Below are 18,698 nucleotides of genomic sequence, written 5' to 3'. Positions count from 1 at the left end.
CCCTTCTCAGCCGAGCAGCGTGGCGAGCTCGGCGGCGATCACGCGGTGCCCGGCGGGGCTCGGGTGCATGCCGTCGGGGGCCCACATGCCGGGGTCCCTGGTCACGGGGGCGTCGACCATGTCGTACGCGATCACGCCCAGTTCGGCGGTGAGCTTGTCCATGAAGTCGTTGGCCTCGGCGAATCGGGTCCGCAGCGCGCGCCGCTTGTCCTCGGCCAGGCCGGGCAGCTTGCCGGGGATGTCGGGCCAGGTGATGGTGAACACCCGGGCGCCGCGCAGGGTCAGGGTGGTCAGGATGTGCCGCAGGTTGTGCCGGAAGCGGGCGGCGTCGAAGTCGCGCGAGACCAGGTCGTTGCCGCCCACGGTGACGCCGTAGAGCGCGGCCGACGCGCTGAGGGCCTGGGCGAGCTGGTGGTCCAGCACGTCCTGGGTGGTGGCGCCGTACGAGCCGAGGTTGACGCACTCCCGGGCGGGGATGCCGAGCCGCTCGGCCAGGTCAGGCGCCCAGCCGCGGAAGCCGCCGCCCGGCAGCGGCTCGCCGCCGCGGCCCTCGGCGAAGCTGTCCCCGATGAGCATCATGCTGACGGGCATGCGCGTGGCCTCCATCAGCCGATCATCCGGGCGACGTTGTCGGGGGCGAAGAACTGCTCACCGGTCATGGCGCCGGCGATCACGTTGAAGAAGTCGCGGGCGTGCTCGGGGTTGCGGGCCAGCGCGTGGAAGATCGCCTCCAGCTGGGGCGGCAGCCGCAGCGCGCCGATCGTGGCGGCGAAGCGGTAGGCCGAGGCGCTGCGCTCGTCACGGACCCGCTGGTACTCGGCCAGGGCCTGCTCCATCGGCCGCTCGCCCTCAAGCGCCTGCGACACGGCCTCGGCCAGCAGCCCCGCGTGCACGAACGCGTCGCTGATGCCCTGCCCCGTGATCGGGTCCTTGTGGTAGCCGGCGTCGCCGACCAGCGCCCAGCCGGGCCCGTACGACTGGCGGTAGAAGTTGTCCGGGTAGCGCATGCCGTGCAGGCGCTCCACCCGCTCGCCGCCGTCGGCGATCTGCTCGGCGATCTCCGGCACGATGTCCTTGACGACCTGGTGGAAGTTCGCCTCGGCGTCGGTGCGGAACTCCTCCCACCGGCCGGTCGGCTTCATGATCGCCACCAGGGTCTGACCGCCGCCGACCGGCCAGACGCCGACCTGCTGGTCCACGCCGATCCGGCTGTGGAAGTGGGTGTCCAGGCCCGTCCAGTAGGAGTAGTAGACGAACGAGGCCGCCGGGATGCTCTCGTAGATCTCGGCCCCGGCCGCCTTGGCCACGAACGACTGCGAGCCGTCCGCGCCGATCACGATTCTGGCCCGCTCCTCCGTCCCGTCCCCGCCGCGGACGCCGACGACCGCGCCGTCCTCGACGATCAGCTCCCGCGCCGTCCAGCCCTGCCGCACCTCGGCCCCGGCGCCCTGCGCCGCGTCGAGCAGGATCGGGTCCAGTACGGTACGGCGCGGCGCGTAGGTGAAGTCGATGCCGTCCAGCGGGTCGGCGAAGCCGTCGATCAAGGCGTCACGGTAGGAGATCGTCATCCGGCGGATGGGGGTGACCCCCGTGGCGGCCAGGGTGTCGAGCAGGCCCCACTCCTTCAGCTTCGCCAGCCCGTACTGCTGCACGTAGTGCGTGGAGACCGTGTCGCTCGGCTGGGTCGCCCGGTCCACGACCAGCACGCGGTGCCCGCCCCTGGCCAGCAGCATGGCCACCGGGGAACCGGCGCACCTGGCGCCGACGACAATTGCGTCGTACATCGGTTGACCTCCAAATTCGAGTGCATACTTTTCCGTTTTACGGAGGTCGCCGACGAGGCGTCAACAATGGATCGACCGTTCCTATCGCACCATTGGGGAACGCATCGGATAAGGCGCTATTCCGATTCCCGGCGACGCCGGTTAACCCGTTGTTAGGAATGACGTGCCCTCATTGTCGCATGCCTCCGAAAAGCAAATTCTCAAGCGAAATCACGCAGGCTCAAGAGCTGCTGGCCACCGCGCTGGTGGACGGCCGGCCCGACTACGAGCGCATCCGCCGCATGGTCGACTCGGTGGTGCCGTTCAACAACCACGTCGGCGTGCGCATCGTCGAACTGGGTCCCGACCAGGCCGTGGCGGAGGTCGCCGACCGGGCCGAGATGCGCAACCACCTGGGCACGGTGCACGCGGGCGCGATGTTCCTGGCCGCCGAGGTGGCCTGCGCCGGCGCCTTCTCCGGTGCGGTCGCGCCGCGCTTCGCGCAGGTGCAGAGTTTCGTGCTGCGGGAGAGCCGGGTCAGTTTCCTGCGCCCGGCCACCGGCCGCATCCGGGCCACCGGCACGCTGGCCGCGCAGGTCGTACAGACCATTCTTGAGGACACCGACGAAGGGCGTTACGAACTGCCCGGAAAGGCGCTGCTGCACAATGACGAGGGCACGCTCGTCGGCAAGGTCGATTTCGACTACGTGTGCTGGATGAAAGGCGTCTGAACACTTCGCCGCCCCGGCCTTCTCGTTGAGGCCGGGGCGCTTTTTTGGTCAGCTCGCGTACACGTCCTCGATCTCGGCGGCGAATTCCTTTTCGATGACCGCGCGCCGCAGCCGCAGCGAGGGTGTCAGGTGGCCGCGCTCGACGGTGAAGTCCTCGCCGAGCACCCGGAACGCGCGGATCGACTCGGCCCTGGACACCGGCTCGTTCGCCTGCGTCACGGCGCGTTCCAGCTCCCGCTCCAGCGCGGCGGCGTCCGTCGTGCCCGTCTCCCGTTCCCAGGCCGAGACGGCGGCCGGGTCCAGGGTGATCAGGGCCATCACGAACGGGCGGCCCTCCCCCACGACCATGCAGTTCGACACGAGCGGGCAGGAGCGCAGCCGGTCCTCCAGCGGGGCGGGCGCGACGTTCTTGCCGCCGCTGGTCACCAGGATCTCCTTGCGCCTGCCGGTCACGTGCAGGAAGCCGCCGTCGTCGAGGTGGCCGAGATCGCCGGTGCGCAGCCAGTCTCCGGCGGGGTGGGCGTGGTCCGGCCAGTAGCCGGGTGCGAGCTGGGGGCCGCGTACCAGGATCTCGCCGTCGTCACTGATCGCCACGGTGGTGCCGGGGACCGGCCGGCCCGCCGCGCCCGGCACGTTCGCCGTGGGGGCGCTCATGCTGACGGTGGAGGCGGTCTCGGTCAGCCCGTACGCGCCGAGCACGGTCAGCCCGGCACCGGCGAAGAAGTCGAGGGTGGCCGCGTCAAGGGAGGCGCCGCCGCAGATCATGTGCGTCAGCCGGCCGCCGAACAGCCCCTGCAGCCAGGCCCGCAACTCCTCGCCGCCCCGCTCCCGCCCCGGGCGTCCATGCCTGATGGCCGACCCGCGGGCGATGAGGTCGCGCTCGTCGAACTGCCGCCGGGCGGCCTTGCGGATCTTCTCCAGCACGTAGGGGACGCCCACCAGGAACGTCGGGCGGAACCCGGCCAGGCACGAGATCAGGCCGGCCGCGTCGGCCACCAGCCCGGTCCGCGTCCCGGCCCGGAGGCAGCCGAAGAGCACCACGCGGCCGTAGACGTGCGCGAGCGGCAGGAACAGCAGCGTGGACGGCTTCCCGGTGCTCTCCTCCTGATCCCCGAACAGCTCCGGCAGCAGGGCCACCACGTTGCCCGCCGCCGCGAGGATGTTGCGGTGGGTCAGCACGCATCCCTTGGGGACGCCCGTGGTGCCGCTGGTGTAGACGATCGTCGCCACGTCGTCGGCACGCGCCGCCGCGAGCCGCTCCGCCAGCTCGGCCGCCGCCCCCGCGTCCTCAGGCAGCGGGGCGGGGAACTCGCCGAACCTCCACACACGTTCCGCGCCCGGCACGTCCATGCCGGGTGCGGCGAAGCAGAGGACGGGAGCGGCGTCACGCAGCACGGCCGTGATCTGCTCGGCCGAGGCCGTCGGGTAGATCGGCACCGTGATCGCGCCGGCGCTGAGCACCGCGAGGTCGGCGATCACCCAGTCCGCGCAGGTCGGCCCGATGATCGCCACCCGGTCACCGGGCCGCACGCCCTCCGCGACCAACCGCAGGGCCAGCCCGCGCACCCGGCCGGCCAGCTCCCCGAAGAGCAACTCGGGCGTCCCGTCCCGGGGCGCGGCGAAGGCGACGCGGGCCGGCTCGGAGGCGGCCCTGCCCCACAACGCATCCGTCAGCGTGTCGTCGTCGCCGATCTCCACCAGGGCGTCGACCGTGAACTCGCGCACCGTCAGCTCTCCACTCCGTCAGACGTATCACCATGAACGATCGTCGTCGCGGCCGTCCCCGACCGGCAATGGTCAAGGTCCAACCGGCCGATTGGCGGGGCCGATCGCGCGCAGGCAGTTCACGAAGGCACGTACGGGAGCGGAGACCTCCTCGCCGCGCCACACCGCGTACACGGGCAGGCTCGGGGTCGGGCCGGTGAGCGGGACGGTGTGCAGGCCGGCCACCGTGCCCTGGTAGAGGCGGGGCGCGGTGGTGAAGCCGACCACCCGCCTGGTACGCACGGCGACCGCGGTGGCCAGCGGGTCGCGCAGCTCCGCCACGACGTCCAGCGGCGTGCCCGCGCGCCGGGCCACGGTGTGCAGTTCGTCGTACATCGCCGGGCACAACTCGCGGCGCGGCATGACGCACCGCTGCTCGGCCAGCTCCTTGAAGCCCACCGACTCGCGCCGTACCCACGAGTGGCGCCGGTCCACGAGGGCGACCAGGTCCACGCGGTGCACGAGCATGGTCCGCCAGCCGGGGCGGTGCTGCGCGCCGAACACCAGCGCCACGTCCAGCTCCCCTTCGGCCAGGGCGCGCAGTTGCGGGCCACTGTCCTGGCGCAGCAGTTCGGCGCGCAGCCCCGGCCGCTCGGCGTGCAGGCGGGTCAGCGCGGCGGGCAGGACGAGCGCGCCGGCCGCGAAGTTGAAGCCGATCCGCAGCGTGCCGCGACGGCCGGCCGCGACGGCGCGGGCCGTCTCGGCCGCCTCGCCGGCCAGTTGCAGGACCTGTCTGACCTCGTCGAGGAAGACCTGTCCCGCGGGGGTGAGCCGGACCGGCTGGGACGAGCGGGACACCAGCTCCACGCCCACCTCCCGCTCCAGCCTCTTGAGGCGCAGGCTGACCGACGACTGTGCCACGTTCAGGCGGCGGGCCGCCCGGCCGAAGTTGTGCTCCTCCGCGACGGCGACGAACGCGTCCATCAGCTGGAATTCCATCGGGGCCTCCCGTTGGCTATGCGGTCTGAGCGGGATGTCTCTTGTCCAGGCAGCTCAGCAGGGCGTTGACGGCAGGCGGGGAGTCGCTGGTCCGCCAGATGGCGTGCAGGTCCATGACCGGGGCGGGGCCGTGGAAGGGCACCGCCGCCAGGCCCAGGCCACCCGCCGCCTCGTGGCGGCCCCGGTGCAGCGAGACGAAGCCGACCACCTGCTGGGTGGCGACCACGAGGGAGGTGGCGCTCAGGTCGTCCATGTGGTGGGCGACGTCGAGGGTGATGCCGCACCGTTCCGCGGTGGCGGTGATGGCGTCGTACATGACCGGGCTCTGCTCCCGCTTGAACAACACGCAGCGTTGCCCGGCCAGCTCCGCGAAGCCCACCGAGGGCAGGCGCGCCCACGGGTGCAGGGCCCCGACCAGGGCCACCACGGGCACCCGCATCAGCGGGCGTTGCCGCAGCCCCTTGGTGCCCGGCCGGCCGTGGCCGAAGGCGATGTCGAGTTCGCCGTCGGCCACCGCGTCCGGTTGCGGGCCCGAGCGCAGCTCCGACAGCTCCACCACGATGTGCGGGAAACGTTCGTACATGCGGGCCAGGGCGGCCGGCAGGACGGCCTGCCAGCTGGAGAAGTTGTAGCCGACGCGCAGGGTGCCGAACCGGCCGTCGGCGGCCTCGCGGGCGGCCTGCGCCGCCCGTTCCACGCGCCGGACGATGTCCTGCGCGTGGTCGCGGAACTCCTCGCCCGCCGGGGTCAGCCGTACCTCGTGCGAGGAACGCAGGACCAGCGTGACGCCCAGGCGGCGCTCCAGGCGCTGCAGTTGCTGGCTCAAGGACGGCTGGGTGAGGTGCAGCTTGGCGGCGGCCCGGCCGAAGTGCAGCTCTTCGGCCAGTGCGAGGAACGAAACAAGGTAACGGAACTCCAACCCGACCTCCCCGAAGATCCTTGATCCAGGCTGGCGCAAGGCTCGAAACGGCGGGGCGAAGCGGGGCGAACAGTCGGTGAAATGCCCGTCGGGGCGCGATCGTGCGATCGGAACCGCCAATCACCGCCGGGTTGTTCATCCCGTGGCCACCGCGCCTTGCTCGAATCCGGGGAGAACTTCTTGGAGAGAGGGCATCGGATGAGCGCGAACGGCACGCAGGAGCCGACGACGGTGGCGACCCGCATCCACGAGTTGCGTACGCTGCTTGACCAGGGCATGCGGGACGGTCTCGGGGTGGGCGCGTCACTGGGCATCACCGTGGAGTCGCTGGAGGAGGGCGGCGCGGTCTACGTGCTGGACCCGAACCCGGCCACCATCAACGCCATGTTCACCGTGCACGGCGGCGTGATCGCGACGCTGATGGACACGGCGATGGGCAGCGCGGTGTTCACCACGCTGCCCGACGGGGTGGCGTACACGACGCTGGAGCTCAAGGTGAACTACATCCGCTCCGTTCCCGTGGACGGTGAGCGGCTGGTGTGCCGCGCGCGAACGGTGTACGTCGGACGCCGCACTGCCACGGCGGAGGCCCGGGTGGAGCACGCGTCGTCGGGGCGGCTGGTCGCGCACGGCACCTGCACCTGCCTGGTGCTGCACCCCTGACCCGCCGCCGGGGCGCCCCGGCCGTGTGGCCGGGCGCCCCGGGGCCGGTCAGCCGGGCAGCGTGCGCGAGCGGCGGATGAAGCTGATCAGCTCGTCCACGGGTTCGGTACGCGTGTCCACCGCCCGGTCCACGATCTTGATGAGGTGTTCGTAGGAGTCGGTGTGGTCGTAGCGCGCGACGTCGGCGATCTTCAGCGCCCACCGCCAGTAGCCGCGCATCGTGTCGGCCAGCGGCATGCGGAAGGCCGCGATCACGTCCCTGATCGGGCCGGCGACGGCGTCACCGTACACGCGTAGGTAGCGGGTGACGACATCGGCCATGAAGCTGAAGTGCCGCGCCTCGTCGCGGGACAGGCGCAGCAGCACCTCGCGCAGCACGGGGTCGCCGGCGACCTCGCGCAGGTGCTGATAGTAGATCTGGGTCGCCTTCTCCTGCACGAGCGCGTAGGCGAAGAACTGGACCGGGTGGTCGTAGGGCAGGTCGAAGGGCTTGCGCCCCTCGACGGCGAGCTCCTCCCGCAGCGCGTCGCGGCCGGCCAGGCCGGAGGCCTCCTGGTAGCGGGCCAGGGCGCGGGCGTGCGTGTCCTCCTCGGCCGCCCAGCGGACGGTGAAGTGGTAGAGCTCCCTGTTGTGCACGAAGATCGCGGGATCCACCGTGCCATCCACCGGAAAGTTGCGATGATAAATATCGAAATATCCGGGCAAATGGTCTTCGATTAGCGTGACGAACTGCACGGCCGATCGTTGACCTTCGGTCAGTTTGCCCGCGTCGGCGGCCTGCCAGTCGAAGGCGGTCTCCACGTCCCACGCCCGGGTGGCGGGCGCGGCGGCCAGATATCCGTCAACCGCGTCGGCGACGTCCCCGGCGGCCAGATAACCGTCCTTCATCGGGACCTCCGGCAGACCAGCGCGTAGTGCTTGGTCGTGTAGCCCCAACCGGCGTTGGCGATCTCCAGGTAGTGCCGCAGTTTGCCCGCCAGGCCGGGCTCGTGCCCGTCCAGCGCGTCCGCCTGCGCGTCCACGTTGACCAGCCAGTCCTCGATGGTGCGCCGGTAGTGGACGGTCAGGTCGTCCACGGACACGATCGAGAACCCGGCCCGCTCGGCGGCGGCCACCAGCTCCGACAGGGGCCGCATGTCGCCCCAGCCGAAGATGTCCCTGCGCACGAAGTCGGTGCCGGCCCGCTCGTCGTACGCGGTGCGGGCGGCGTGGTTGCGGAAGCAGCTCTCCGAGACGTACAGGGATCCCCCGGTGCGCAGCAGCGCACGCGCCCGCCGGAACACCTCGTCGGCGTCCGGCATGTGCACGATCGAACCCAGCATGGTGACGGCGTCGAAGGAACGTCCGGGCAGCTCCAGCTGCTCGAAATGGCCCACCATGGTGCTGACCCGGTCCTCGACGCCGAGTTCGCGGGCCCGCTGGGCGATGTAGTCGTGCTGGCGCGGCGCGGGGCTCACGCCGAGCGTGGCGCACTTGTACTCGCGGGCCATGAACAGCAGCAGCGCACCCCATCCGCAGCCGACGTCGAGCAGCCGCTCGCCGCCGGTCAGACCCAGCCGCCCGGCCACGAAGCGCAGCTTGTGCTCCTGCGCCTCGGCCAGGGAGTCGGAGTCGGACAGGTAGAGGGCGGAGCTGTACTTGCGCAGCGGGTCGAGGAACCGGCCGAAGATCTCCGGGTCGAGGTCGTAGTGCTGGTTGGTGTCGGCGATCGTCACGCGTTCTCCCGCAGCGCCTTGTCCACCACCACGGCCACGTCACCGATGGTCGACATGCCGAAGACGTCCTCGTCCTCCAGCTCCACGTCGTACGCGCGCTCGATCTTGGCGATCATGCGCAGCACGCGCACCGAGTCGATGCCGGCCGTGCCGCGCAGGTCCACCTCGGGGCCCAGCTCCGAGGCGGGCAGCCCCGTCTCGGCGACGGCGATGTCGGTGAGGGTGCGCAGGATGTCGTCATAGGTGTGAGCGGTCATGAGAGTCTCCTTGTGAGCAGATCGAGTTCGTCGTCGGCAAGGGTGAGCGCGGTGCGGGCGTCGTGCAGGGAGAAGGGCCGGTAGCCGGCGGAGGCGGTGGCGTGCACCGCGCCGTCCGCGCCGAGCACGTCGGCCTCGGCCTGGATCAGTTCGCCCTCCCCGCCGCGCAGCCGGGCCACGCACGTGTACTCGTGGTCCACGTGCAGCGGGGCGAGGAAGCGGGTGCGCAGCGACACGGTGAACGCGGCCGTGCGCCGCTCCAGGACGATCAGGTTGCCCATGGTCTCGTCACAGATCACCCCCACCAGCCCGCCGTGCACGACCCCCGGGTAGGACTCGAAGGCCCGGCCGAGCCTGAAGACGGCCTGCACCCCGTCCGGGTGCGGGGTGAAGGTGAGGCCGAGCCCTCCGGGGTTGTGCGGCGAGCACCCGAAACAGTGGTAGTCGGGCAGCACCGACCAGGGCACCTCGATGCTCATCAGGCCAGCGCCTCGGCCAGCGCCCGGCGCACCTTGGCGTTGCTGCCGAGCTCCAGGCCGGTCATGCCGCCGAAGGTGCGGCGGATCTTGCCGTAGAGGACCTCCAGCTCGCCCTCCGCCGCGACCTTCTCCAGGAAGAGCTCGAAGCCGGTGTCGATGGTCTCGTGGTCGCCCAGCTCGCTGATGCCGGACTTGAACGTGCTGACGGGGTGCCTGATCTTGGCCTCGGAGCTGTAGACGTACAGGGTCTCCAGCACCGACGGCAGCTCCTGCGGCCTGCGCTCCAGGCGCTCGGTGGCGTAGTGGATGAACTCGCGGGCGTGTCCCGCCTCGTCGCGGGAGGCGTTGAGCAGTAGCGTCCGCAGCACCGGCTCCTCGACCCAGTTCGAGACCGCGCGGTAGACGTGGTTCACGGTCAGCTCGGAGATGATGTTGGTGGCGAGCGTCGCCGACGGGGTGGTGCCCGGCGCGTACGGCTCCCGCATCGAGGTCACAACCTGGTCGTCCACGCTCTCGCCCACGGCCTGCAGCCAGGCGCGGAACGCGTAGTGGTGCTGGACCTCCTGATACCCCCAGACCACGGCGAAGGTGGAGAAGTCGTAGTCGTCCAGGAACTCGTTGAGGAAGCCGTGGACGGCGGCGATCACGTTCGACTCGCCCATCGTGGCGCTCTTGGCGAGCGTCACGTACTCGGGGCGGACCAGGCTGCGGTCCACCTCGTCCAGGTTCAGGTCGGCCAGGCGCCAGTGGTTGCGCTCGTAGTGGCGGAAGACGTCGAAGCTGTGCACGGTGGCTCCAATCTGTTCAGGAAACGAGAAGTTCTCTGGCGGCCAGGCGCTGCACCTTGCCGCTGCTCGTACGGGGGATGGAGCGGGGCGCCACGAGGTGCACGGACACCTCGGACAGGCCGAGTTCCGCCCCGATCCTGGTGCGCAGCGCGGTGGTCAGCGCCTCGGCGTCCGCGCCGGTCAGGGTGGTCTCGGCGATCAGGAGCATGCTCTGCGACCCGTCGGGCGCGGCGGCGGCCACGCAGCGCCCGCGGAACAGGCCGGGGGTGTCGCGGGCGGCGGCCTCGACGTCCTGCGGGTAGAAGTTGGCGCCGCGCACCGTGATCATCTCTTTGCGGCGGCCGGTCACGAACAGCTCGGCGCCGCGCAGGTATCCCAGATCGCCGGTACGCAGCCAGCCGTCGATGAAGGCGTCGGCGTCCGCGCCCGGCTCCGCGGTGAGGTAGCCGGAGGTGACGGGGTCGCCCTGGATGAGGATCTCGCCGACCACGCCCTCCTCGCGCTCCTGCCCGGTCATCGGGTCCGCCACCCGCAGCCGCAGGCCGGACACCGGCCGGCCCACCCCTGCGACCGCGCGCGAGCCCTGGGCGCCGGGCTCGGCGGGCACCGCGCGGCCCGTACCGGAGAGCGTGTCCCTGTCCACCCACTCGAACAGCGGCTCGCGGCCCAGCGGCGGGAACGTCACCGCGAGCGTGGCCTCGGCCATGCCGTACACGCCGAACACCGTCTCGGGCCTGAGCCCGGCCGGGGCGAAGCGTTCGACGAAGGCGGTCACGGACTCCTGGGAGATGGGCTCGGCGCCGTTGAACGCGATCCGCCAGTGCCGCAGGTCGAAGTCCGCCGCCTCCTCGGGGGTGACGGCCGCGAGCAGGTGGTCGTAGCCGAAGTTGGGCATGGCGGTGATCGTCGCGCCGCTGCCCGCGAACTCGCCCAGCCAGCGGGCCGGGTTGCGGACGAACGACAGCGGTGACCAGACGTGCGCCGGGATGCCGGACAGCACCGCCGACAGCGTGCCGAACAGGCCCATGTCGTGGAAGAGCGGCAACCAGAAGCCGCCGCCGTCGCCGGGGCCGAGCGCGATCCCCTCACTGATGGCCGCCAGGCCCGCCACGACGTTGCCGTGCGTCAGCCGCACACCCTTGGGCGCGGCGGTGCTCCCCGAGGTGAACTGCACGATCGCGGCATCCTGCGCCGTCACCTCCGGCAACCCGTCCGGCGCCGTCACCTCCGGCAACCCGCCCTGTGCCGTCGCCGCTGGCAACCCATCCGGCTCGCTCCCCAGAGTGTCGGTGGCGAGCACGGTGATGCCGGGCAGGCCGTCCGCGAGGTCGCCGGCGAGCCCGCCGAAGCGGTGGGAGAGCAGGATGCGGCTCATCCCGGACGCCTGCGCCACCGCCCGCAACCGGCCGGGATAGCTCGCCGCCTGCCGGCCGCCGCCCGACAGCGGCAACGGCAGCGGAGCGGCCGCGCCACCGGCGTAAAGGACGGCGAACAGCCCCACCAGGAACTCCGGCGCGTTGGGGCACAACACCCCGACCGGCTCACCGCGCCGCACGCCCTCACGCAGCAGGCCGCCCGCCATGCTCCTGGCCCGCTCCGCCAGCTCCCGGTAGATGATCGTCTCGGACTCGCTCCAGAACCGGGCGGCCACCTCGGGACTCTCCGCCGCCGACCGGTCGAGCATCGCGGTCAGGGTCTTGCCGGTCATCGCGGGTTCTTCCGCGCCTGGAACCGGGTGGGCAGGGCGGCGGGCCCGCGTACGACCAGGTTCGGCTTGTACGGCGGCTCGTCCACCAGCGGTTCGAGCACCGCCACCTCCCGCAGCAACGTCTCCAGCAACACCCGCATCTCCAGCTGCGCGAGCGGCGCCCCCAGGCAGTAGTGCAGCCCGAGGCTGAAGGCCAGGTGCCGGGGCGGGGGCTCGCGCCGGTCGTGATAGCGGGTCACGTCGAGCCGATCGCCCCGGTCGAAGGCCCTCTCGTCCCGGTTGCCCGAGTTGATCAGCACGACGACACCGTCGCCCGGCTCGAACACCTCTCCCGCGACCGTCATGCGCTGCTTCGCCGAACGCGTGGTGAGCTGTACGGGCGGGTCGTAGCGCAGCAGCTCCTCCACCGCGCTCGGGATGAGCTCCGGGTCGGCGCGCAGCAGGCCGAGCTGCTCCGGCTCGCGCATCAGCGCCAGCAGGCCGCCGGACACCAGGTTCACGGTCGTCTCGTGTCCGGCGACGATCGTCGTGACGCACGTGCTCAGCAGCTCGGTCTCGGTGAGCACGTCCCCCTGGTCCTCCACCGCGGCCAGCGCGCTGAGCAGGTCGTCCTGCGGGTCGGCGCGCCGCCGGTCGATGAGGTCGCGGAAGAAGGCCATGAACTCGCGTGCCGCCGTGGCCCGCGCCTCCTGCGCCTGCGGCGTCATCAGCGGGTCGGGGTCGAAACCGCGGGCCAGATCCTGCGACCAGCGCCGTACCGCGTCGTGCTCGCTGGCCGGCACGCCGATCAGCTCGCACACCACGGTCAGCGGCAGCGGGTAGGCGATCAGGTCCACGAGGTCGAACTCGCCGGCGGCCAGCGCCTTGCCCACCAGCTCGGCGGCCAGCGCCTCGATCCGCGGGCGCAGCCCGGCCACCATCCCGGACGTGAACGCCCTGGACACCAGGCCGCGCAGGCGGGTGTGGTCGGGCGGGTCCATCCACAGGAAGGACGTGGGCAACTCCTCCGAGGCGTGCTCGGTGTCCACGCTCGGATGGAGCATCTCGGCCTCGTCGGCGTGGCTCCACGCGCTGTTCTGCAGCACGGCCGCGCAGTCGGCGTACCGAGTGAGCAGCCGCAGGCCGAGCGGGGTGCGGTGGACGGCGCCGGCCTCCCGCAACTCGCGGACGGGGGTGTAGGGGTCGGCACGGTTTTCCGGCAGGAACAGCCTGGCCATTGCCGTTTCCGGCGCCTTTTCAGGGAGCTGGGAATAGCCTGCGGAATTCATGCCGAGAAGCACAGCAGCGGTGTGCGACAGCGACATGAATGCGTCGTTAACAGCCCTCCTCGATAAAGCCCGCCGATGGACCGATCAGCGTCGCCGATAAGGCGGATAAGCGCGTTTTCCCAATCGCACGATAGGAGCAGCCTTTCGCGGGTTGTGGCGGCCGTGCACCGGATCGCAGCATGGCCGCGACCGCCTCTTGCCACAGATCCGAAGGGCCCCGATGAACAGCCTTCTCGCAGTGGATCCGGAAGCCCGATGAACAGCCTTCTCGCAGCGGATGTGGACGCCTGATGAACAGCCTTCTCGTAGCGGATCCGGAAGCCCGATGAGCCGCCGTGAACACGCCGTCGTCATCGGCGCCGGCATCGCCGGGATGCTCGCCGCGCGTGTGCTCGCCGACGCCTTCCCGCGCGTGACCGTGCTGGAGCGCGACACGCTGGACGGGGCGGCGCCCCGCAGGGGCGCACCCCAGGCCAGGCACCTGCACGGGCTGATGGAACGCGGGCGCTCGATCATGGAGGAGCTCTATCCGGGGCTCACCGCCGAGGTGGCCGGGCGGGGCGCGCCGGTCACCGAGGTGCTGGTCGGCTCCCGGTGGTACCTCAGCGGCCTGCGCGCCCGCCCCACCCCGACCGGCCTGACCACGTTGCTGGCCAGCAGGCCGCTGCTGGAGGACGCCATCCGCGCCCGTACGTCCGCGCTGCCCGGCGTGGAGGTGCGCCCGCGCACCGCGGCCGAGGGGCTGGCCGTCGAGGGCGGCCGGGTCACCGGGGTGCGGGTCGCGGGTGAGACGATCCCGGCCGACCTGGTGGTGGACGCGACCGGCCGGGCCTCGCGGGCCACGGACTGGCTGGCCGGGCTCGGGGTGGCGGCCCCGCCTGAGGAGCGGGTGGAGATCGACCTGGGCTACTCCTCGCGTACGTACCGGCGCCGCCCCGAGCACCTGGACGGCGACCTCGCCGTGGTGGTCTCCACCATGGCGGGCAGCCGCGGCGGCGGCGCGGTGCTGGTGGAGGGCGACCGCTGGCACGTCACGCTGGGCGGCATGCTCGGCGACCACCCGCCGACCGACCACGAGGGCTTCACCGCGTTCGCCAAGACGCTGCCGGTGCCGGACATCCACGGCATCGTCGCCGACGCCGAACCGCTGGACGACCCGGTGCCGCACCGTTTCCGCGCCTCGGTGCGCCGCCGTTACGAGGCGCTGGCCGCGCCGCCGCCCGGTTTCCTGGTGCTCGGCGACGCGTTGTGCAGCTTCAACCCCCTGTACGCGCAGGGCATGACGGTGGCGGCCCAGCAGGCCATGGCGCTGCGCGAGTGCCTGTCCGACGGCGGGACGGAAAGGCTGGCCGCCCGCTTCTACGCCGCCGCGGCGGCCCTGGTGGACGTGGCCTGGGGCATGTCCATCAGCTCCGACCTCAACCATCCCGGCGTGGCCGGGCGGCGCAAGCCCGGAATCCGGCTGCGCAACGCCTTCGTCGGGCTGGCCCACCGGGCGGCGCACACCGATGCCGTGGTTTCCAGGACCTTCATGCGGGTGGCCAATCTGGTGGATCCGCCGGCCGTGTTGTTCCGTCCCGCGACCGCGGCTCGAATTATTTACCGGAGTTTCCCATGAATGCGGAAGATATACAGCAGGCGGTCATCGACAGCGTTTCCCCGGAATGGCGGCACGACCCGTACCGCGCATATGAGGTGCTGCGCGCGGCGGGGCCTTTCGTGCCGGGGCCGCTCGGCACCCGGCTCGTGCCCTCCCACCGGGAGGCCGAGGCGATCATGCAGGACTCGCGGTGGAGCCACGCCGAGGAGTCCGAGCTGCTGCACCCCGACAGCGGCGTGGAGTTGCCCGGCTCGTTCCTCTGGATGGAGCCTCCGGACCACACGCGGCTGCGCGGCCTGGTCAGCAAGGCGTTCACCGCCCGGACGGTGGAAGGGCTGCGCGGGCGGGCCGAGCACCTGGTCGAGGACCTGTTCGACAAGATTCTCGCGCAGGGCGAGGTGGACCTGCTGGAGTCGCTGGCCTATCCGCTGCCGCTGACGCTGGTGTGCGAGCTGCTGGGCGTTCCTGCCGAGGAGCACGAGGCGGTACGGCAGATGTCGGGCGCCATCGCCCGCGGGCTGGACCCGGACCTGCTGCTGTCGCCGGCCGAGCTGGACGCGCGCACCCGCGCGGTGCACGAGTTCAACGCCTTCTTCGGCGACCTGGCCGACCGGCGGCGGGCCGAGCCCCGCGACGACCTGATCACCGCGCTCGTGCAGGCGGAGGCCGCGGGCGTGCGCATGACGCCGGTGGAGCTGCTGGGCACGCTGCTCATCCTCGTGGTGGCCGGGCACGAGACCACCGTCAACCTGATCGCCAACGGGGTGCTGGCGCTGATCCGCGACCCGGCCGAGTTCGACCGGCTGCGGGCCGATCCCGGGCTGGCCGTCTCGGCGGCCGACGAGATCCTGCGCTACGACGCGCCCGTACACCTGACCACCCGCACCGCCCGCGAGGAGCTGACCGTCTCCGGCCAGACCTTCGCCCCCGGGGATGCCGTCATCGTGCTGCTGGCCTCGGCCAACCGCGACCCCGCCGCCTTCCCCGACCCCGACCGGCTGGATCTGGGCCGGTACGCGCCGGGCCGGCGGGCGGGACGGCACCTGTCGTTCGGGCTCGGCCTGCACTACTGCCTCGGCGCGCCGCTGGCCCGGCTGGAGATGGAGGTCACGCTGCGGGCCATCGCCCGGCGGGTCTCCTCCTTCACCCTGCGCCAGGACCCGCCGCCCTACCGTCCGAACCTCGTCGTGCGCGGCGTGTCCGAGCTGCACGTCCACATCCGGGGCCACCGAGAGGATCCGTCATGACCACCACCGCCGAGACGACCTTCGACGCCTTCGACCCGGCCCACCGCGCCGACCCGTACCCGGTCTACCGCAAAGCGCGGGACGCCGGCGCGCTCCTCCCCTTCTCCCTGGGGGACGTGCCGGTCACGCTGATCACCCGGTACGAGGAGTGCGCGGCGGTGCTGACCGGCGCCGACTGGGGCCACGGTTACGCGGCGGGGATCAGCCCGTTCCGCGACGCCGTCGCCGCGATCCCCGGCTCGTTCGTCCGCATGGACCCGCCGGAGCACGGCCGGCTGCGCGGGCTGGTGAACAAGGCGTTCACGCCGCGCACGGTCGCGGACATGGTGCCGCTGGCCGACCGGGTCGTCACCGAGCTGGTGGACGCGGCCATGGAGCGCGGCGAGCTGGACGTGCTGAACGACCTGGCGGTGCCGCTGGCCGTCGCGATGATCCCCGGCCGCCTGCTGGGCGCGGACCCCGCCGACGGGGAGCTCTTCCGGCGCTGGCAGCTGGCCATCGCGCGGGGCAGCGACCCGGACTCGCTGCTGGACGACGAGGCCATGGCCGAACGTTCGGTGGCGGCCCGCGAGGTCATGGAGTACTTCGCCGCGCTGATCACCCGCAAGCGCGCGCACCCGACGCCTGACCTGCTCAGCGACCTGATCGCGGCGGAGCAGTCCGGCGATTCGCTCAGCGGCCCCGAGGTGCTCGGGCTGTGCCTGCTGCTGCTGGTCGCGGGCATGGAGACGTCCATCAACCTGATCGGCAACGGCATGCTGGCGCTGCTGCGCAACCCCGCCCAGCAGGAGCTGCTGCGCGGGCGTCCCGAGCTGATCCCGGCCGCGATCGACGAGATGTTGCGCTACGACGCGCCGACCCAGTTCACGCTCCGGGTCGCCCTGGCCGACACCGAGGTCGGCGGGCGGGTCTTCCGCCGGGGCGAGGGCGTGATCGTGCTGACCGCCTCGGCCGGGCGGGACGACCGCGTCTACCCTGACGCCGACACCTTCGACATCACCCGCTACCACGGCACCCGCCCCGCCCGGCGCCACCTCGGATTCAGCCTCGGCCTGCACTTCTGTGTGGGCGCTCCGCTGGCGCGCATCGAGGCCGAGACGGCACTGCGCACGCTCCTCGACCGCACCCGCGACCTCACCCTCGCCACCGAGACCGTCTCCTACCGGCCCAGCCTCATCCACCGCGGCCTGCTCTCCCTGCCCGTCACCCTGTCCTGATCTTCCGGTACTGGAGGGGTCAGGCGAGCGGATCGACCGGCAGCCTCCGTGGGGTCAGGCGAGCGAATCGGCCTCCGTGGAGTCAGGCGAGCGAATCGGCCTTCGTGGAGTCACAGGCGGGCGGATCGGCCTTCGTGGGGTCAGGCGGGTCGGCCGGTGGCTCGCCTGGCCTTCAGCCACAGGCCGGTCGTGACCAGCCAGGGCAGGACCAGCAGGCCCGCGCCGGCGACCGCGTGCCAGAACCGCACGCCGGAGGCCAGTTCCGCCGCCGCCCACTGCAGCAGCCCCGCCAGCACCGGCAGGACGAAGAAGCCGAGCCACGCGGCCACGACGAGCAGGCCGCCCAGCCAGACCCAGCGGAACCAGCGCCCGGCCCGCAGGTCGCGGGGGTCGGCGGCGCGCAACTCGGCCTCCTCCCCCTCACGCAGCCTGCCGAAGGCCCGCCGAAGCAGGAGCGTCTTGCTGGAGGAACCGCTCTGGCGCTCCCGCGCCGCCTCCCGCCTGGCCGACCTGGGCCCCGCGTGAGAGAAGCTGTGGGGCCCGGGCGCCGCCCCCGCCCGGCCGATTTGGGCCCTGTGTGAGGGGAGCTGTGACGCCCGCACGCCGCCTCCCGCCCGGCCGACCTGGACCCCCGCGTGAGGGAAACTGTGACGCCCGCACGCCGCCTCCCGCCCGGCCGACCTGGCCCTCCGCGTGAGGGGAGGCGAGGTCGCCTTCCCCGGCAGGTTCGTGTAGCGGCGGCTGACTCCTCACTCGGACACCTTTGTCTTTCCCCTGGTGGACTGCTCGGGGTAGCTGTAGGTGACGAGCACCGTCAGTTTGGGTCTGCGGGCCGGGCTGCGGGCGTGGATCAGCAGCGCGTTGAAGAAGTCCACCCCGCCGGCCGTCTTGCCGACCTCGATGCAGCCATGGCTGTAGCCCTTCTGCGAGTTGTGCAGGAAGTAACCACCGGGACGCCCAAGCGTGTCGCCCTTGATCTGGGTCAGCCGGACCCGCATGGTGCCCCAGGCCGGATATTTCGGCACGCTCCCGTCCATGGGCAGGAACTGGATGCCCTGCCGGTAGTTGTTCGTCACGGCGCGCTCGCCGAGCTTGTTCGCCGCCTTGACAGAGTTCTGCTCGGGGTCCACATGGGTGAGGAACGTGTAGAGCCCTTCGGGTAGCGGCCCCTCGTTCTCGAGGAACTGCTGGCGCCCGAACTGGTGACCCTCCGCCCCGGAGGAGGCGGAGAACAGCAGGGGAAGCGGTGTTTTGAGCGTGGCCGGCACGGAGTTGCGCCAGTGGATCAGCTTGCCCGTGTAGACCAGGTCGGCCGTCTGGTTGTCCAGGACCTCGTAGTCGAGCCGCCCGAGCGGCTGGTCCGCGCCCGTCCTGGGCACGTCCATGGCCTCGACGCGCCCGGAACCCGGCGCCGTGCCCGTGCACTGCAGCAGCCGGTTGGTGCTCGACTGGCCGCCGACCGGCCTGATCTCCTCCACCCGCAGGTGCGTGTAATCCTGCTGGAAGAGCATGGCCGTGAACGGGTTCTCGCCCGGCCGGTCGTCCTGCCACATGATCGGCGGAGCCTCCTGCCCGACGAACAGCGTCAGCTTCGGCAGGCGCACGCGCGGACTCTTCTCGTAGCTGAAGTACCCCATGCG

Annotated in this window: 19 protein-coding genes; 5 read left to right on the top strand and 14 right to left on the bottom strand. The window is 71.7% G+C overall.

Annotated features, from left to right (window positions below; genetic code table 11):
* Positions 1-6 precede the first annotated feature (6 nt).
* Both AB0I81_RS49395 and AB0I81_RS49390 read right to left on the bottom strand, forming a co-directional pair.
* Positions 7-606, bottom strand: coding sequence for an SGNH/GDSL hydrolase family protein (locus tag AB0I81_RS49395; protein WP_360673696.1), 600 nt, complete (start codon positions 604-606; stop codon positions 7-9).
* On the bottom strand, positions 606-1,784 hold the full coding sequence (locus tag AB0I81_RS49390) for an NAD(P)/FAD-dependent oxidoreductase (protein ID WP_360673693.1): 1,179 nt from the start codon (positions 1,782-1,784) through the stop codon (positions 606-608). The genes AB0I81_RS49395 and AB0I81_RS49390 overlap by 1 nt, the downstream gene beginning before the upstream one ends.
* Positions 1,785-1,963: 179 nt before the next feature.
* Here AB0I81_RS49390 and AB0I81_RS49385 point away from each other — a divergent pair, with 179 nt between their 5' ends.
* Positions 1,964-2,494 (top strand): DUF4442 domain-containing protein, encoded by a 531-nt coding sequence (locus AB0I81_RS49385; RefSeq protein ID WP_360673690.1) that lies wholly within the window; start codon positions 1,964-1,966, stop codon positions 2,492-2,494.
* 48 nt (positions 2,495-2,542) lie between these two features.
* Here the strand turns inward: AB0I81_RS49385 and AB0I81_RS49380 are convergent, their stop codons facing one another.
* The 3 genes from AB0I81_RS49380 to AB0I81_RS49370 form a co-directional block, all read right to left on the bottom strand.
* Complete coding sequence (locus AB0I81_RS49380; protein ID WP_360673687.1) at positions 2,543-4,219, bottom strand: AMP-dependent synthetase/ligase; 1,677 nt, start codon at positions 4,217-4,219, stop codon at positions 2,543-2,545.
* 72 nt (positions 4,220-4,291) lie between these two features.
* Positions 4,292-5,197 (bottom strand): LysR family transcriptional regulator, encoded by a 906-nt coding sequence (locus AB0I81_RS49375; RefSeq protein WP_360673684.1) that lies wholly within the window; start codon positions 5,195-5,197, stop codon positions 4,292-4,294.
* Between the two features lie 16 nt (positions 5,198-5,213).
* Positions 5,214-6,116 carry a LysR family transcriptional regulator gene (locus tag AB0I81_RS49370; protein WP_360673681.1) on the bottom strand — a complete coding sequence of 301 codons (903 nt, stop codon included), beginning with the start codon at positions 6,114-6,116 and terminating at the stop codon, positions 5,214-5,216.
* 180 nt (positions 6,117-6,296) lie between these two features.
* On the opposite strand from AB0I81_RS49370, the gene AB0I81_RS49365 reads away from it, so the two are divergent.
* The gene (locus AB0I81_RS49365) at positions 6,297-6,779 is read left to right on the top strand and encodes a PaaI family thioesterase (protein WP_360673680.1); all 483 of its coding nucleotides are present in this window, start codon (positions 6,297-6,299) and stop codon (positions 6,777-6,779) included.
* Between the two features lie 48 nt (positions 6,780-6,827).
* Here AB0I81_RS49365 and AB0I81_RS49360 read toward each other — a convergent pair whose 3' ends face one another.
* From AB0I81_RS49360 to AB0I81_RS49330, 7 genes are read right to left on the bottom strand one after another with little or no spacing between them, the layout of a single operon-like run.
* Complete coding sequence (locus AB0I81_RS49360) at positions 6,828-7,667, bottom strand: acyl-ACP desaturase (protein WP_360673677.1); 840 nt, start codon at positions 7,665-7,667, stop codon at positions 6,828-6,830.
* Entirely contained in the window at positions 7,664-8,494 is an 831-nt protein-coding gene (locus AB0I81_RS49355) for a class I SAM-dependent methyltransferase (protein WP_360673674.1), read from the bottom strand. The genes AB0I81_RS49360 and AB0I81_RS49355 overlap by 4 nt, the downstream gene beginning before the upstream one ends.
* A complete protein-coding gene (locus tag AB0I81_RS49350; RefSeq protein WP_360673671.1) occupies positions 8,491-8,751 on the bottom strand; it encodes an acyl carrier protein in 261 nt (86 codons plus the stop codon). Before AB0I81_RS49350 ends, AB0I81_RS49355 begins: the two co-directional genes overlap by 4 nt.
* Positions 8,748-9,230, bottom strand: a complete 483-nt coding sequence (locus AB0I81_RS49345; protein WP_360673668.1) for a hotdog fold domain-containing protein — start codon at positions 9,228-9,230, stop codon at positions 8,748-8,750. Before AB0I81_RS49345 ends, AB0I81_RS49350 begins: the two co-directional genes overlap by 4 nt.
* The gene (locus tag AB0I81_RS49340) at positions 9,230-10,018 is read right to left on the bottom strand and encodes a ferritin-like domain-containing protein (RefSeq protein ID WP_360673665.1); all 789 of its coding nucleotides are present in this window, start codon (positions 10,016-10,018) and stop codon (positions 9,230-9,232) included. The genes AB0I81_RS49345 and AB0I81_RS49340 overlap by 1 nt, the downstream gene beginning before the upstream one ends.
* Before the next feature lie 16 nt (positions 10,019-10,034).
* Positions 10,035-11,726 carry a fatty acyl-AMP ligase gene (locus tag AB0I81_RS49335; RefSeq protein WP_360673662.1) on the bottom strand — a complete coding sequence of 564 codons (1,692 nt, stop codon included), beginning with the start codon at positions 11,724-11,726 and terminating at the stop codon, positions 10,035-10,037.
* On the bottom strand, positions 11,723-12,943 hold the full coding sequence (locus AB0I81_RS49330; RefSeq protein WP_360673660.1) for a cytochrome P450: 1,221 nt from the start codon (positions 12,941-12,943) through the stop codon (positions 11,723-11,725). Before AB0I81_RS49330 ends, AB0I81_RS49335 begins: the two co-directional genes overlap by 4 nt.
* A 376-nt stretch (positions 12,944-13,319) precedes the next feature.
* On the opposite strand from AB0I81_RS49330, the gene AB0I81_RS49325 reads away from it, so the two are divergent.
* Genes AB0I81_RS49325 through AB0I81_RS49315 form a run of 3 tightly spaced genes read left to right on the top strand, consistent with a single transcriptional unit; the run spans position 13,320 to position 17,058 of the window.
* Positions 13,320-14,612, top strand: coding sequence for an FAD-binding monooxygenase (locus tag AB0I81_RS49325; protein ID WP_360673657.1), 1,293 nt, complete (start codon positions 13,320-13,322; stop codon positions 14,610-14,612).
* Positions 14,609-15,841 carry a cytochrome P450 gene (locus AB0I81_RS49320; protein ID WP_360673654.1) on the top strand — a complete coding sequence of 411 codons (1,233 nt, stop codon included), beginning with the start codon at positions 14,609-14,611 and terminating at the stop codon, positions 15,839-15,841. The genes AB0I81_RS49325 and AB0I81_RS49320 overlap by 4 nt, the downstream gene beginning before the upstream one ends.
* A complete protein-coding gene (locus AB0I81_RS49315; protein WP_360673651.1) occupies positions 15,838-17,058 on the top strand; it encodes a cytochrome P450 in 1,221 nt (406 codons plus the stop codon). The genes AB0I81_RS49320 and AB0I81_RS49315 overlap by 4 nt, the downstream gene beginning before the upstream one ends.
* Positions 17,059-17,198: 140 nt before the next feature.
* On the opposite strand, the gene AB0I81_RS49310 is transcribed toward AB0I81_RS49315, so the two are convergent.
* Together AB0I81_RS49310 and AB0I81_RS49305 are read right to left on the bottom strand one after the other, a co-directional pair.
* On the bottom strand, positions 17,199-17,660 hold the full coding sequence (locus tag AB0I81_RS49310) for a hypothetical protein (RefSeq protein ID WP_360673648.1): 462 nt from the start codon (positions 17,658-17,660) through the stop codon (positions 17,199-17,201).
* 147 nt (positions 17,661-17,807) lie between these two features.
* On the bottom strand, positions 17,808-18,695 hold the full coding sequence (locus AB0I81_RS49305; RefSeq protein WP_360673645.1) for a hypothetical protein: 888 nt from the start codon (positions 18,693-18,695) through the stop codon (positions 17,808-17,810).
* Positions 18,696-18,698 lie beyond the last annotated feature (3 nt).

The organism is Nonomuraea sp. NPDC050404 (genome assembly GCF_040655495.1).
GTDB lineage: Bacteria > Actinomycetota > Actinomycetes > Streptosporangiales > Streptosporangiaceae > Nonomuraea.
Note: the sequence above shows the minus strand (reverse complement) of the source record. Positions and strands in the feature narration are given on the sequence as shown.